Source organism: Paenibacillus sp. ACRSA (assembly GCF_022346845.1).
GTDB lineage: Bacteria > Bacillota > Bacilli > Paenibacillales > Paenibacillaceae > Paenibacillus.
Genome location: NZ_JAKRNP010000009.1, coordinates 197,783 through 211,575 on the forward strand (window position 1 = coordinate 197,783; position 13,793 = coordinate 211,575).

Consider the following 13,793-nt stretch of genomic DNA (forward strand, 5'->3'; position numbering starts at 1 on the left):
AAGATATCTTTCAAATCATCAAGACAGCGTTAGCTGAAACAGGCTTGAAATAGCTCACAATTCGTTTTTGCCAACATTGTTAATGCTTAAGCCTGTTTAAACCCACTCACCTTTCTACCAATTTAGGAGGTTATCAAGTTCTTCTGCATTCCGGCAATCGGTACAGTTTCTTATGCTTTGCTCGGGACATACACTTGTACCAAAATAAAAAAGCCGCTAAATAGCGACTTCAATGAAAATATGTCTGCCCTCTTACAAGACCAGATTAGATAGTGCTTGGGTTCTGTTAATTTTTAATTTCGTGTCATTTGACTTGTCAGGATCGATTATATCTTCCGATTGGGATTGTTTTACGCCTAAAACATCCAGCATGACCGGATCGGATCCCTTTTCTGTATTTAAATACACGACAGTAATATTCTCCTCTTGGCCTTCTCGGTATAATCGACCAATGATTTGCTCATGCACCATTGGCGACCAATCCAACTCCCCGAACAAAATTGTCGAACAACGATATTGCAATCCGTCCAACCCAGCGCCGCTGCGCAGCGATAGTATGAAAACATTCGTATCCCCTTGGACAAACCGCTTTACAGAGTCGCTCTTCTGTATATCTGTCTCACTTCCCGTATACATCGCAGGTCTATACTTAGCTAATTCTTTAAGCCAGATATTGTATACGTCGCGGTGCCAACCGACTAGAAGTAAAGGTATGTTTGCTTCCAATAATCGCTTTGCATACTCAGCGACACCAGAGGCCTTAGCCACACCAGTCGCCTGTCTCATCAATAGATCAAGCTCTCGAGCTGCTCTTCCCCGTTCCAGGTATGTCCCTTGAGAAGCTTGTAAGGCAAGCTGTTTAACTTGTGTTTTCACGGAATTTAATTTTGAGATATCTGGTTCAACCATCTTGATCATCTTGTTTATTGGAGGTAACTGATGCCCAACTTCGCTTTTTGTCCGGCGTAGCATGATATTTTGCTCCCGAAGGAAACTACCCAATACAACTGAGTCATGAACTTCCCGATCGTTGCGGCACCATTCTCGAACAAACTCCGAATAGGTGCCCAATAGTTCTGGATCGAGGAACTGTAAGATGTTCCAAATTTCAGTACCATAGTTGTATATCGGAGTTGCCGAAAGACCCAATCGGAACTCTGCTGCTTCAGACAGAATTTTTGCCGCATTTCCCTTAGCGCTTGACAGTCCGGTTCGGAGTTCTTGGATTTCGTCGTATACAACACATTGGAAAAAGCCTTCTGAAAAAAAACTCTTCCATCCAGAAAGCTGGCTATACTTGAACAAATACACATCTGCACTCGGCAATGCATACGGCTGTGTTTTTTCCACTTTATGAACAACAAGATCCGTAAAAGACTCAATCTTCTCTCTCCATTGTTCTTGAAGATGAGTCTGAACAACAACAGCCGCGGGGTGCGTACCCTGCTCTAATAGCATCCCAGCCGCTGTGTACGTCTTACCAAGACCAACATCATCACTGAGAAGTAGAGAACGGCGTTCTAAGCATAGATCAATAGCTTGTGATTGATAGTGTCGAATCTTTTGACCGTGTTTAAGTCCCGGGCGCATGATTGGATCATAATCAGAAGATAGGATATCTTCCAAATAGGCTTTTTTCTCGAAAAACGTATCACGACCAAGTATGAGCTTAGTCCTGTCTTCAGTAGTCATGTCCATCGGAAATCGCTGAATAAACCATACTAGATCTGCACATATATTCGATCTGTTTGAAAAAAGAAATGTCCCTACTTGATTCAACGCGACGCTCGGAAAAAGTTGCTTTAAACGAATCGCAGCATACGGATGAACTCCGCTCAGTTTCCACCTGCCATTCATTAGTTCCAGTTTTCCATATAAAGTTTCCATTGTACACCTGCTTTCCAAAACGTTCTACAAAATGTTCAGGATTCCAACCATCTATTCCTTAATTCGCCGGATGCCTTGGACGATCTGTTCCCGCTCACACACTTGCAATGAATGTAGCAAAGGAGCTGTGGGAATCTCAAACTTCAAATGAGAATGAGGAATTTCCGTTAATAACGCTCCAATAGGTTGATGACTTATCTTACTGCGTAATACATTCCAAAACACTCTAGATCTGTTGTTCTCAGTTCCCCATTTCTCAATCGAATTTCGAAATAACAAACATTTTCCAATGATAAAATCTTCTTCCTCAAGGGGTTCTGCTGCTTCGAAGCCAGCATCTTCAAGGAATTCAAATAACGCTGGCATCAATTGGTCTAAATAAAGACCGTACGCCGCATCCTCTATCTCCAGAAAAGCCACTGATAATTGTTCATGCATATCATCATACAATTGCTTCCATACTGATTCGATATACATATTGCCTACCTCGCTAATCTTCTCAATTGTCATATCCTGCTGAAATAATGGTTTTCCAGGCATTCTTACTCCTCCTTGATTAAGTTTAAGACCAGTGTATAACATATAAGCCAAATGGAAGCTTGCACAAAAAAAATTGAAGGAAAACACCATTAAATGCAGAATAACATTACAAGGAGTTTAATGTTTTCTTTTACAATACAAAGGTGGGAATAGTGTGAGCTTAAGACCCAGAAAACTCGCGAATAAATTTAATATTAGCCCAAGCACTTTGCGGAATTACGAAGCGAAAGGGTTAATCCCCCCTGCGATGCGATCCGCAAATGGATACCGTATGTATACAGAGCAGCATGAAGCCTACCTAGCATGTATTCAAGCCATGGCTCCCTCATTCGGGATGGAAGTCACGAGCGAGGTACTACATTGTCTTCAAAGAAATGAGTTGGACGATGCGTTGTGGATTGTAAGGGAAAGGGAGGTCATGTTGTATCAAGATAAAGTAAACTTGGATCAGCTTGTAGGAGAGTTAAGATCGTATGCTGATGGGAGTCAACCTTACGAATTAATAGAACACTTTAACATTCATGAGGTTTCAAAACGAACAGGTGTAGCCAAATCAGCGATTCGTTACTGGGAGAGAAGCGGCATGTTTAATACGGAGCGTAACCCTGATAACGACTACCGCCTATATAATAAATCACATCTTCTTAAAATTAAAATGATTCAGGTGCTGAATAGCTCTGTTTATTCAGAGGATACAGTGAGCTTGAAGCAATCAATTGCAGAATTAGATTTAAACTACATTGATAAAGCGGTTACCCTAGTGGAAAATATAAAAATTCACCAAAATAAAACAATAAAATCTCAGTTAGGAGGTCTCTCGTACTTATATGAATTATTTCTTTCATTGGGTGGTTTAGAAAAATAAATCACAATGAGAGACGTTATCCCTAAAAATAAGCCTTTCAATGTCATATTCAAGCTATCGTTGTGTATAGTGGGGATTATTATTATTTATTCCAAATGAGTCTAAAAATGAGAAAATACCTGCCCATCTCTTGGGCAGGTATTAAAGTTGAATTGTATGAGTGGCTTACCAACATCGATCACTAAATATTAGTCTAGCAGGCTGTAGATTTGAATGCTCTCCACCTTGGCATCCTTGATATGGAACGACATCACATCCACATAATTGGATGGCTCGTAACGGAAGTCATCCTCCTCATCGGGGGCTCCATTACCAAGCAGTTTCCCCTCAGGGTAAGCATTTTTGAGTGTATCCAGACTATCCCCTGCTTTAATGTTACGCACTGTCGTGTACTTAGGATCTGTAATTTCGATATGGAAGATGGAGTCTTGTTTCCCCTCCGGTATACTTATGGTTTTAATCTCCAGTCCAGGATACGTATAGACCTTTTCTGTAAAACCGATTAATGTATCCATGTTTGTTCCATCGTCGGCACTGTACGTATGAGATTTCAGGTTATCCGGTTTACCCAGCATCTGTTCCATCTGATCTTCATTCGCTGTATCCGAAATTGCAATGGTGTGCTCATTATAGACAAAAGCAAGCTCTTTCAGCACCACATTGCCTTCCTTCTCGATCGAACCTTCCTTAATAGCTTCTGCACTCTGTTCTTCTGAATTTTCTGAAGCAGGCGCAGTAGAATCTGGCACCCCTTCGCTTGTTGCCTGTTCGTTCGGCGTGCTTGATTCAGTCGAGTTCTGCGCCGGTTCTGACGACGTTGCACCATTCGTCTGACAGCCCGTCAGTGCCATCGTTAGTAAAATACTCAGCAGGATTACAGCTGTAGCTTTGTTTTTCGTTTTCATCATGATCCCTCCATAAATATGTGATTTTTTCTTATGAAGTGATTATAGAAAAAACATTTGTTAGTCTCATAACAGAATTGTACCAATCTTGTAACGTTAACTATTTACGCGTTTATGTTTACGCACGGGGTAACACAATCGTAACGGTTGTTCCTTCCCCGATTTGACTTTCTATGTCGATATATCCATTAAACCGCTCTACAATCTCTTTGCAAATAGAAAGTCCAAGACCTGAACCGTTCGCTGTGCTTGCATTTTTCGCTCGGTAAAAGCGTTCCTGTACTCTCTCCAGCTCATCGCCAGCGATACCGATACCTTGATCCCGTATCCGTATAACGACCTCGCTTGGTGTATGTTCCAACTTCAATTCGATTAGCGATCGACTGCCTGAATATTTAATGGCATTATCCGTAAGATTAGCGATCGCATGGGACATCAACATTGGATTCACCTTGGCGTGGACTCTTGTCAGAAGCTTATCATCTGATTCTCCCTCCGCTTGACTGACTCTGATCTCGATCCCTTTATCCTTAGCCTTTGCACCCATACTGGTTGCGACTTGCTGAATCAGTTCGTTCATTTCCGTCTTCCGGGCTTCCAGTTCGTTAGAACCAGCCTTGTCGAATCTGGATAAAAGCAAAAGTTCATTAATCAAGCGTGTCAGCCGATCTGATTCCTGCAGCAGGTGAGCATAGATTTTTTTCAAATCCTTGTTCTCGCTCTCCCCTTCAACCAAGTACTGAGAGAAACCACGAATGGCCGCCAAGGGTGTCTTTAACTCGTGAGATACGTTAGAGACAAATTGTTTCTGGTACTGAATGTAGTCATGAAGCTGCCGCCCCATAGAATCCAGCCCATCTGCCAGCATGCCCAGCTCATCTTTCCGGTTTAAATGAACTCTCCGAAACTCCTGTCTAGAGAAACTTTGCACAGCGCCAAGCAACAGCTTAATCGGCTTGGTTGTGTTGCGTGCAATCCACAGACTGGATAACGTAATCAGTACAATAAATCCACCTGCACCCGCAAACAGGATATAACGGATTTGATCCATGATCGCATAAAAGTAGGAAATGTCCTTTACGAACTCATACACATAAGCGTTTTCGTAGAATTGATCCTGAATGGGAGTCGCAAAATAAAGCTGATGATCACCTGTTACAGTGTAGGCATAGCTGCCGCTCAGTGCTTTCTCAATATTTTTGTCAAAAATAAGCGGTTTGGCATCATTGATGATGATGCCATCCACAGCTAGACCCAGCAACTGCTTGGAGCTGTCATAGATACGTACTTCCTTGCCTGATGCTTTCAGCTTCTCCAGAGCAAGTCTGACGATTTCCTTTGTCTGCGGCTCCCCTGACGATGATCTATGCTGTGCCAGCACCTCACGAAAGGACAGTTCGGACAGATCTGCCTTCTCCATCATCTGTTTTTCAATGGTAATGAAGCTGTAGTAATCGATAGCTTTATTGACCGCAAATATGATGATGCCGAAGGACAACACGGAGAAAAATAAATAATTCAGCAGTAATCGGGTTGCGTACTTCAGGCCTCGCCACCTCCAAGCTGATAGCCAAATCCATAGATCGTCCTGACATACTTCGGTTCATCCGCGTTATCCTCCAGCTTCTTCCGTAATCGCATGATGGTCATATCCACACTGCGACTGTCTCCCATAAAGTCATATCCCCATCCGATCTGCAACAGCTCATCCCGGGTAAAGATTTTGTCTGGCCTTTTGAGTAACGTTTCCAGAATCTTAAACTCTTTGGCCGTTAAAGACACGGGTACACCATTTTTCAGCACCCTTCGGCTTTCAAGATCAAATGTCAGCTCTTCATGAAGGATGCGTGTAGATTTCACTTCTTCTACTTCAATGAATTCCTCCTTGCTCTCGTTTCTTCTCAATATCACTTTGATCCGAGCGAGCAATTCACGATTGTCAAAGGGTTTGGTCATGTAATCTTCCGCGCCTAGCTCTAGTCCGAGTACCTTGTCGATGACCTCATTTTTGGCAGAGAGCATGATCACAGGAACGGCACGTTTCCCGGTGATTTCTTTGCAAAGGTCATATCCGGAGCAGTCAGGCAGCATCAAATCTAGCACCACCAGATCGGGCTGAAAAGAATCTAGCAATTGCAGTCCGGTTTTGCCATCTTCTGCAGTTTGCACATCGTAGTTTTCTCGCTTCAGCACGAGCTCAATTAAATCTCTAATTGCAACTTCATCGTCAATGACAAGTATTTTCTTCAATGTACTGTACACCCCTTCTAGCCTGGTTCCCAGCTTGAATCATCATTACCCTCATCTTAGCACAGACACTTTAGATTCCTCCACCAACTGGAAGATGAGGTTATATTCCAATGAGCTCAACATAACTTGTAATAAACCCGAAGAAAGGAGAGCAAACCATGGATCTGCTCTGGGTACTCATTGTTGGTGGACTTATTGGCTGGTTAAGCGGCAACTTGATTGGACGGGACGTACCGGGCGGTGTTCTTGGAAACGTTATTGCGGGTTTTATCGGTTCCTGGTTAGGAACGGAATTGTTGGGACCAAGGGGACCGGTGATTGGCGGATTTCATATTATTCCAGCCATCGTTGGCTCAATTATTGCCCTGCTCATCTTCTTCGCTCTGGCACGCGGCGGAGCCTTCCGAAGACGTTAACAAAGAGAGGCGGAAATCGATACCGTCGTTCATTAGATATTGTTTTAAAGATGCTGCCTTGGCATGAAGGTACAGGATAAACATAAAAGAACCGAAAGCATTTCATCGATGGAAGATGAACACTTACGGTTCTTTTTTTCGTGTGCTTCCACACCATAACTCCGTTCCTTCCTCATCGACCACTACGTAATCTTGAGCGTGGTCTACTTCTCGGAATGGAATTTACTGCTTTACTTATCGATCAGGTAAATATTTACAAATATTTTACAAATTCTATCAAAAAAAGAGTTGATTTCTATTCTTTTTATGCTATATTTTACTAGAAATAAAAAAATATCCTAAAAGGAGCAGTCGACTATGAAAAAAATCGCAAAAAAATCGGTACTCATCTTGCTAGCACTGTTTATGCTTCAGATCACCCTCGTCTCGGCAGCTTCTGCGAAGAATTCTCTTACAGCAGGTGAATCACTAACACTAGGTCAGTCACTTACATCGAACGACGGAAGATTTACGCTGATCATGCAGACAGATGGGAATCTAGTGCTTTACAAACAAGGCAAGTCGCTTTGGTCTACAAAAACGAGTGGTGCAAAATATGAATGGCGGGATCACACAGGCCATACAATCAGAAGATATCCGCAGGTCTTAAAAGTTGAAAATAATCTGCTTCGATTAACAGATTATAACGATTCTCATTGGTTTTGGTTTTCAAAAATACAAGATTGGACTAATGCTCATTACCAAGGTAATGTACCACCAGGCCTGAGTGGCGATACATTGGTTGTTCAAGACGATGGAAATGTTGTGTTCTACTCTACTGGAAAAGGTCCTGTTTGGGCTACCAATACAGGTGGACATTAATATCAACAAACAAAAGAGCCGCGCTTAGTGCGGCTCTTTCCTTATCTAAAATTTATTTCTTAAAAGATCATTTAGGTACTAATTCAAGGTGCATCTTGGCTTCAGCTTCATCCCATGGCACCGAGTAACCTGCTCCCTTGGCGCAAAAAATAGATGAAGATGTATACAGTGGGTCTGCCTCTTTGCGGTAGTCCATCCGCTCTATGACTTCCTCCGTGTTATGGCAGCGGTCGTATCCGCTGAACACGCAGCGTATACTGCCTCGTCCATGCGTAAAAGATGCCAATTCTGCACTGTAGTTCATGAAAGTTGATACGGGCACTCTGCCTGTGACCACTGCTTGCGTTCCATCTGTCTCTGGCGGATTAAATGTACCTGAAGCACGCTGAATATCGGACAGCACCCTACCCATTTCATCGAGAGTGACTTTGATTTTGAAATCGTAATAGGGCTCAAGCAGCACGATGTCTGCCTTCTCCATACCTTGACGTAATGCTCGAAAGGTAGCCTCACGAAAATCGCCGCCATGAGTATGTTCTTTATGTGCACGCCCTCTCACCAGCGTGATGTTCACGTCGGTGACTGGCATGCCAGTCAGCAGTCCGTGATGCTCCCGTTCGTAAAGGTGACTCCGAATTAGATTCTGATAGCTGACATTCAGATCATCGACATGACATCTGCTATCGAACGTAATACCCATGCCCCTTTCTCCCGGTTCGATTAGCAGATGCACTTCTGCATAGTGTCTGAGCGGTTCGAAGTGGCCGTACCCTATCACAGGCAATTGAATTGTTTCCTTATACAAAATTTCCGGTTGTCCAAAAGAGATAGCGAAGCCAAACCGCTCTCTAACAATCTGCTCTAACACTTCCAATTGAATCAATCCCATGACACGGATAGAAATCTCCTGCAATTTCTCATCCCAAACGACGTTTAGAGACGGCTCCTCTGCCTCAAGCGTGCGAAAAGCACCGAGCACCTTCTGGACATGTATTGAACCGTCGAAAATTACTTTCGATTGTAACGTCGGCTCCGAATCGTAAGTTAACTTGTCGGATATCGACCCCAGACCTTGTCCGGTCTCGGTCGCGGATAATCCGGCAACGGCAAACAAATCCCCGGCTTCTACTTGCTCCACCGAATGCGATTTAAGGCCGTTAAACAGGAAGAGTCGCGTGATTTTTTCGTCATATTGAATCCCGCCGCTCTCATAACTAAGCTGTTCTCTCACCTTCAACCGACCGCCCAGTGCCTTAATGAACGTGAGTCTCGCTCCGCCTGCATCGTGCCGAATTTTATAAACTCGACCCTGGAACGAAGCATCCACGTCATAAGTGGTTGTCGTCAGCAGGTGCAGCTGATCCAGAAATTCAACGACGCCAGTATCCTGAAGCGCAGAGCCGTGAGCACAAGGGAAGAGAAGACCCTCCGCAATCATCTTCTGCAAGGCTTTTAACCAGAAACCAGAATCTTCTCTCCCCTCCAGGAATGCTTCCAGCAAGGTTTCGTCCCGCTCAGCCATGACCTCACGTAGCGGTTCAGCGATCATACCGTCAGTGAAGCTCTCCGTAATGCAACATACTTCCCCTGTCAAATGCTGACGTATATCCGCCTCCGTTCTGCTTGCATCCGCTCCAATCCGATCCGTCTTGTTGATAAAGAAAAACGTCGGGATCTGATGTTTCCGCAGTAGCTGCCAGACTGTTTCCGTATGACCCTGGACACCTTCAACTGCGCTTACTATCAAAATGGCATAATCAATGACCTGAATTGCCCGCTCCATCTCTGGGGAGAAATCGACGTGTCCAGGCGTGTCTATTAAATAGTAACTGTCACCTTTATACTCTAGTACCGCCTGATCTGCGAACACGGTAATGCCCCTTGCCCGCTCGATGTCGTGGCTGTCCAGAAACGTATCCTGATGATCCACCCGCCCTCGCGACCGGATACTGTTCGTATGGTACAGCAGCTGTTCGGCAAAAGTTGTTTTACCTGCATCCACATGGGCGAACAGGCCAATCGTTAGTCGTTTCATAGAATCCCACTTTCAACATTTCTTGTTATTCTGCTCATCTGATCCATCGTAATACGAAAGTTCTCATCTGTAACCGTACGTACGCCCAGTACATCGTTCCATAAGATAACAACTTCAGTATAATCATCTGGCATAATTTCTCGTATTTTGATAACCATACCCTCCCTCCGTATATAAAAACATTCGAAATTACAGGATTCCACAATTGATGAAGCAATCATTCTCGTTGAATTAATCAACTCGTTTCTTATGCTCTCCTATAACGTTTTAACCAGTGCAAGTCTATGAAACCCAGACGTATAATAGTTCATATCGACACGTTCCCTTTGAAACTTCATTCGTTCATAAAATGCGAGTGCAGCTTGATTTTTTTCATGATCAAGCGTATACAGCATGACATCACCGCATCCGAGTTCAGTTAATTTTGTACAAATCTTAGAGATTAGTCTATGTGCAACTCCTTGTCGAAGGTGAGATTTGCACGTAACAACGCCAACGATTTCATACCGGTTAACAGTAGGCTGAAGAATGTAGCCAGCATGACCTATGACCATATCCGCTTCATCAAGCATGACATAATAAGCATGGATACGCTCATCCGGCATGTCTAAATATGAATCCCAGCGCGCGGGATACTGCTCGCGAATAAACGCCGGGAACTGAAAATCATGATCTTTCATCATATTCAACACGACTGGCATGTCTAGCGCTTGAAAAAGGCGAATTTTCATCTTCTTGTCCCCCTACCGAAAAGTTTGCATGTAGACATCTTTTAGATTACCAGCCTCATAATATGGATACTCTAATTTCTGCTGAACTTGAAGAACAATCTCTGTACTCGTCAACATTTCAACCATGTAAAGCCCCAAGTCAATGGAAGCTGTAACCCCCGCACCAGTTACCGTATTACCGTCACGCACGACACGCGCTGAAATTACTTCTGCACAATAAGGAGCCAGTAAATCATAAGCTGATGAGTTTGTTGTAGCCTTTTTTCCATTCAGGAAACCTGCTGCACCCATCAGCAAAGCCCCTGTACAAATAGAAATTTTATACGGTACATTCTCTGCCGTTCGAACCCAGCCTATGAAATCCTCATCAAATCTAAGCATTCTAGTTGATAATCCACCGGGGAAAAACACTAGATCAAAATCACCTAGATTAGGTAGCACCGCACCGGATTTGATTTTCAGTCCCCGATCATCTGTAATTTCATCCTTGTTTGCACAGAATGTCCATGATACGTTTTCCTTCGCTTTCAGAATCGCTAGCCAAGTCACTGCTTCATAAAATCCAACTAAGTCCATGCTTGTCATTCCATCGAATAACACAAAAGCCATTTTCATTGCCGCTACCATCCTCTCATTACCTGAATAATAAAAAAGTGTTTGATCAACAGATCAAACACTTTGCCCAGGCGTACGGCATATAAAATATGTGCTTCCTCGTGGTTCACTCCACGTTTACGCCAGTCACACATACCAGAAATTTAACACTAAGTATACATGACATCTTTTTCCTCTGTAAATATATGAAATTTATACATACTTTCACTTCTCTCCATTTTTTTCAGCTAACCTGACCGTTAGCTTAATGAATTAATGAGGAAATAACCGCTTGTCCTTGACCTGGGACACTACTTTTTGACCAGAGCTGTTAAATCTCCTTCAAAAACGAGCTCTTCTTTACTATTAAAGGTAGAAAACTTCACCGTTACAAGACCTGTTTCGTTTTTCTTTTCTTCCACATCAATAACTTTTACCTTGTTGTACAACACATCGCCAGGATACACGGGTTTTACAAATTTGATATTATTAAACGCGGTACCTGCAATGACATCGTCACCATAACTACCCGTTTCAATCCAAAGTTTAAACGAAACCGCTAAGGTTTGAATTCCCGAAGCAATGATCCCATTGAATCTTCCTTTTTTGGCTTTTTCTTCGTCCAAATGCATATATTGTGGATCAAATTCAGTAGCAAAACTTGTAATATCCTCTTTCGTGAGCTCAAGAGATTTTGTTATAAACGTCTGTCCTACAAAAAAATCATTGACTTTCATTGATTGAACTCCTTTGTTTTTCATGTCTGTTTACCCAATTTATTTCGGAATACAGTTAACTCGATTATCAATTATAACACTTGATTATAGTACTTGATACTAATTACTCTGTTAAAGTTCTCATGTTTCTTAAATTTATAGGCAATATGTTGGTTCAAAAAAGATCAAAATAAACTGAAGTGTTTCATTACACGGCAGTTTGTTTTATTTTATCAACAGCTAGCTTTATTGAAATATTGCGAGCTGGACTAGCACATACTAAGAAACAGTTGGCTGTAGCTTACATAACGGAGGTCTCTTCATGGTATTTACAATCACAATTATAATCGTTGCACTGTTTGCAATATGGGGAGCCGTCGCTCCTGATCAGCTAGCGGAAGTGGCTAACGTGGTTTACAACTTCTCTATTCAGAATTTTGGCTGGTTTTATTTGCTAGCGACACTGTTCTTCCTAATCTTCGCTTTCTATCTGGCGTTCAGCCGATTTGGCTCGATCAGGCTAGGAGATGAAGATGATGAACCAGAATATTCTACGGTTTCCTGGCTGTCCATGCTGTTTAGCGCTGGTATGGGCATTGGACTGGTTTTCTGGGGAGTTGCTGAACCGCTGTCTCACTATTTATCTGCACCGGAGGGAGCAGAAGGCGCAACAACGCAGGCAGCAAGACTTTCGATGCGTTATTCCTTTTTCCACTGGGGACTCCATCCTTGGGCTATCTATACCGTCATCGGCTTAGCACTTGCTTATTTCCAGTTCCGGAAAGGCTACAAAGGGCTGATCAGCTCCACATTTATTCCTCTGATCGGTGAGCGACTTGCTGCAGGCTGGCTTGGCAAGATCATTGATATTCTAGCGGTTATTTCCACGATCTTCGGTGTTGCGACCTCGCTTGGATTGGGGGCACTTCAGATCGGTGGGGGTCTGAATTACTTATTCGGTATCCCTAACTCAACAATAACTCAGGTTGTCATTATCATCGTTGTAACCGTACTGTTTCTAATCTCAGCAACCTCCGGTCTGGATAGAGGTATTAAGGTTCTGAGCAACACCAACCTCGTTATAGCTGTGCTATTGATGTTGTTTGTATTAGTAACTGGGCCGACTTCTTTTATATTTGACACATTCACAACAACCTTAGGCAGTTACATGCAGAATATTATTAACATGAGTTTGAGACTGACGCCGTTCTCAAGAGAAGCCTGGATTGGAGCATGGACGTTATTCTACTGGGCATGGTGGATCTCGTGGGCTCCCTTTGTCGGTACTTTTATCGCAAGGGTATCCAGAGGAAGAACTATAAAGGAATTTGTAATTTACGTCATGCTAATTCCAAGCCTTTTCGGATTTATCTGGTTCTCCGTCTTCGGCGGTACAGGACTTCACATGGAATTGTTCAATGCTGCCCATCTGGCGGAAGCCGTCAAGGAAGATACTACAACCGCTTTATTCCTTATGCTGGAGCAGTTGCCTTTGGGCACAATCTTAGCAGTAGTCGCTACACTCCTGATCATGATCTTCTTTATTACGTCAGCTGATTCCGCTACATTTGTGTTGGGCATGCTGACCTCAGATGGCAAGCTGAATCCGAGTACAAGAGTGAAATTAACCTGGGGAATCATGCAATCTGCCATCGCGGTAGTACTGTTGTTCAGCGGGGGACTGAGCGGTCTCCAGACGGCTTCCATTGTGGCCGCGCTGCCGTTCGCCGTTGTCCTTATCGGTATGTGTATCTCCCTACTCAAAGCTCTACAGGCCGAGGACAGAGAGCGCCGTCAGAAGGAAAAACGGCAGCGCCATAAGCTGAAACGACTGCTGGAGGAACACGAAAACTCACAGAACGAAATTCCAAGCAGGTAATATATAATTGATCTAAAAAAAAGGTACCCGCCTCAGGTGGGTACCTTTTTTTCAGAATTATCGTATTTGTTCAACCCGTACATTCACTCCATCGGATTACATTAAGTTATGAGT

Annotated in this window: 14 protein-coding genes and 1 riboswitch; of the genes, 4 read left to right on the forward strand and 10 right to left on the reverse strand. The window is 43.2% G+C overall.

The window, feature by feature from the left end:
• Nucleotides 1-252: 252 nt before the first annotated feature.
• The gene (locus tag MH215_RS22670; RefSeq protein ID WP_239293439.1) at nucleotides 253-1,887 is read right to left on the reverse strand and encodes an SNF2-related protein; all 1,635 of its coding nucleotides are present in this window, start codon (nucleotides 1,885-1,887) and stop codon (nucleotides 253-255) included.
• Between the two features lie 51 nt (nucleotides 1,888-1,938).
• On the reverse strand, nucleotides 1,939-2,427 hold the full coding sequence (locus tag MH215_RS22675; protein ID WP_239293440.1) for a DUF6022 family protein: 489 nt from the start codon (nucleotides 2,425-2,427) through the stop codon (nucleotides 1,939-1,941).
• A 154-nt stretch (nucleotides 2,428-2,581) separates the two neighbouring features.
• On the opposite strand from MH215_RS22675, the gene MH215_RS29280 reads away from it, so the two are divergent.
• Entirely contained in the window at nucleotides 2,582-3,292 is a 711-nt protein-coding gene (locus MH215_RS29280) for a MerR family transcriptional regulator (protein WP_239293441.1), read from the forward strand.
• A gap of 188 nt (nucleotides 3,293-3,480) precedes the next feature.
• Here MH215_RS29280 and MH215_RS22685 read toward each other — a convergent pair whose 3' ends face one another.
• The 3 genes from MH215_RS22685 to MH215_RS22695 form a co-directional block, all read right to left on the reverse strand.
• Complete coding sequence (locus MH215_RS22685) at nucleotides 3,481-4,200, reverse strand: hypothetical protein (RefSeq protein ID WP_239293442.1); 720 nt, start codon at nucleotides 4,198-4,200, stop codon at nucleotides 3,481-3,483.
• 115 nt (nucleotides 4,201-4,315) lie between these two features.
• Nucleotides 4,316-5,698, reverse strand: coding sequence for a sensor histidine kinase (locus MH215_RS22690; protein ID WP_239293443.1), 1,383 nt, complete (start codon nucleotides 5,696-5,698; stop codon nucleotides 4,316-4,318).
• Nucleotides 5,699-5,739: 41 nt separating this feature from the next.
• Nucleotides 5,740-6,447, reverse strand: coding sequence for a response regulator transcription factor (locus tag MH215_RS22695; protein ID WP_239293444.1), 708 nt, complete (start codon nucleotides 6,445-6,447; stop codon nucleotides 5,740-5,742).
• Between the two features lie 158 nt (nucleotides 6,448-6,605).
• Between MH215_RS22695 and MH215_RS22700 the strand changes: the two genes are divergently transcribed.
• Together MH215_RS22700 and MH215_RS22705 are read left to right on the forward strand one after the other, a co-directional pair.
• Nucleotides 6,606-6,863, forward strand: a complete 258-nt coding sequence (locus MH215_RS22700) for a GlsB/YeaQ/YmgE family stress response membrane protein (protein WP_091029919.1) — start codon at nucleotides 6,606-6,608, stop codon at nucleotides 6,861-6,863.
• A gap of 357 nt (nucleotides 6,864-7,220) precedes the next feature.
• Complete coding sequence (locus tag MH215_RS22705) at nucleotides 7,221-7,724, forward strand: hypothetical protein (RefSeq protein WP_239293445.1); 504 nt, start codon at nucleotides 7,221-7,223, stop codon at nucleotides 7,722-7,724.
• Between the two features lie 67 nt (nucleotides 7,725-7,791).
• On the opposite strand, the gene MH215_RS22710 is transcribed toward MH215_RS22705, so the two are convergent.
• The 5 genes from MH215_RS22710 to MH215_RS22730 all read right to left on the reverse strand — a co-directional run bounded on the left by MH215_RS22710 (nucleotide 7,792) and on the right by MH215_RS22730 (nucleotide 11,821).
• Nucleotides 7,792-9,759 (reverse strand): elongation factor G, encoded by a 1,968-nt coding sequence (locus MH215_RS22710; protein WP_239293446.1) that lies wholly within the window; start codon nucleotides 9,757-9,759, stop codon nucleotides 7,792-7,794.
• Nucleotides 9,756-9,917: a hypothetical protein gene (locus MH215_RS22715; RefSeq protein ID WP_239293447.1), complete on the reverse strand. Its 162-nt coding sequence runs from the start codon at nucleotides 9,915-9,917 to the stop codon at nucleotides 9,756-9,758. Before MH215_RS22715 ends, MH215_RS22710 begins: the two co-directional genes overlap by 4 nt.
• 99 nt (nucleotides 9,918-10,016) lie before the next feature.
• Nucleotides 10,017-10,490: a GNAT family N-acetyltransferase gene (locus tag MH215_RS22720; RefSeq protein WP_239293448.1), complete on the reverse strand. Its 474-nt coding sequence runs from the start codon at nucleotides 10,488-10,490 to the stop codon at nucleotides 10,017-10,019.
• 12 nt (nucleotides 10,491-10,502) lie between these two features.
• A complete protein-coding gene (locus MH215_RS22725) occupies nucleotides 10,503-11,105 on the reverse strand; it encodes a DJ-1/PfpI family protein (RefSeq protein WP_239293449.1) in 603 nt (200 codons plus the stop codon).
• Between the two features lie 58 nt (nucleotides 11,106-11,163).
• A riboswitch (ZMP/ZTP riboswitch) is annotated at nucleotides 11,164-11,245 on the reverse strand.
• A 150-nt stretch (nucleotides 11,246-11,395) separates the two neighbouring features.
• Nucleotides 11,396-11,821 (reverse strand): MaoC family dehydratase, encoded by a 426-nt coding sequence (locus MH215_RS22730; RefSeq protein ID WP_239293450.1) that lies wholly within the window; start codon nucleotides 11,819-11,821, stop codon nucleotides 11,396-11,398.
• Nucleotides 11,822-12,122: 301 nt separating this feature from the next.
• On the opposite strand from MH215_RS22730, the gene MH215_RS22735 reads away from it, so the two are divergent.
• Nucleotides 12,123-13,679, forward strand: a complete 1,557-nt coding sequence (locus MH215_RS22735; protein WP_239293451.1) for a glycine betaine uptake BCCT transporter — start codon at nucleotides 12,123-12,125, stop codon at nucleotides 13,677-13,679.
• The last annotated feature ends 114 nt before the right edge of the window (nucleotides 13,680-13,793 follow it).

Bases quoted from the DNA above. Each gene is read 5' to 3' on its own strand.
- MH215_RS22670 (WP_239293439.1), bottom strand. From the start codon at position 1,887: ATGGAAACTTTATATGGAAAACTGGAACTAATGAATGGCAGGTGGAAA.
- MH215_RS22675 (WP_239293440.1), bottom strand. From the start codon at position 2,427: ATGCCTGGAAAACCATTATTTCAGCAGGATATGACAATTGAGAAGATT.
- MH215_RS22685 (WP_239293442.1), bottom strand. From the start codon at position 4,200: ATGATGAAAACGAAAAACAAAGCTACAGCTGTAATCCTGCTGAGTATT.
- MH215_RS22700 (WP_091029919.1), top strand. From the start codon at position 6,606: ATGGATCTGCTCTGGGTACTCATTGTTGGTGGACTTATTGGCTGGTTA.
- MH215_RS22705 (WP_239293445.1), top strand. From the start codon at position 7,221: ATGAAAAAAATCGCAAAAAAATCGGTACTCATCTTGCTAGCACTGTTT.
- MH215_RS22710 (WP_239293446.1), bottom strand. From the start codon at position 9,759: ATGAAACGACTAACGATTGGCCTGTTCGCCCATGTGGATGCAGGTAAA.
- MH215_RS22715 (WP_239293447.1), bottom strand. From the start codon at position 9,917: ATGGTTATCAAAATACGAGAAATTATGCCAGATGATTATACTGAAGTT.
- MH215_RS22720 (WP_239293448.1), bottom strand. From the start codon at position 10,490: ATGAAAATTCGCCTTTTTCAAGCGCTAGACATGCCAGTCGTGTTGAAT.
- MH215_RS22725 (WP_239293449.1), bottom strand. From the start codon at position 11,105: ATGAAAATGGCTTTTGTGTTATTCGATGGAATGACAAGCATGGACTTA.
- MH215_RS22730 (WP_239293450.1), bottom strand. From the start codon at position 11,821: ATGAAAGTCAATGATTTTTTTGTAGGACAGACGTTTATAACAAAATCT.
- MH215_RS22735 (WP_239293451.1), top strand. From the start codon at position 12,123: ATGGTATTTACAATCACAATTATAATCGTTGCACTGTTTGCAATATGG.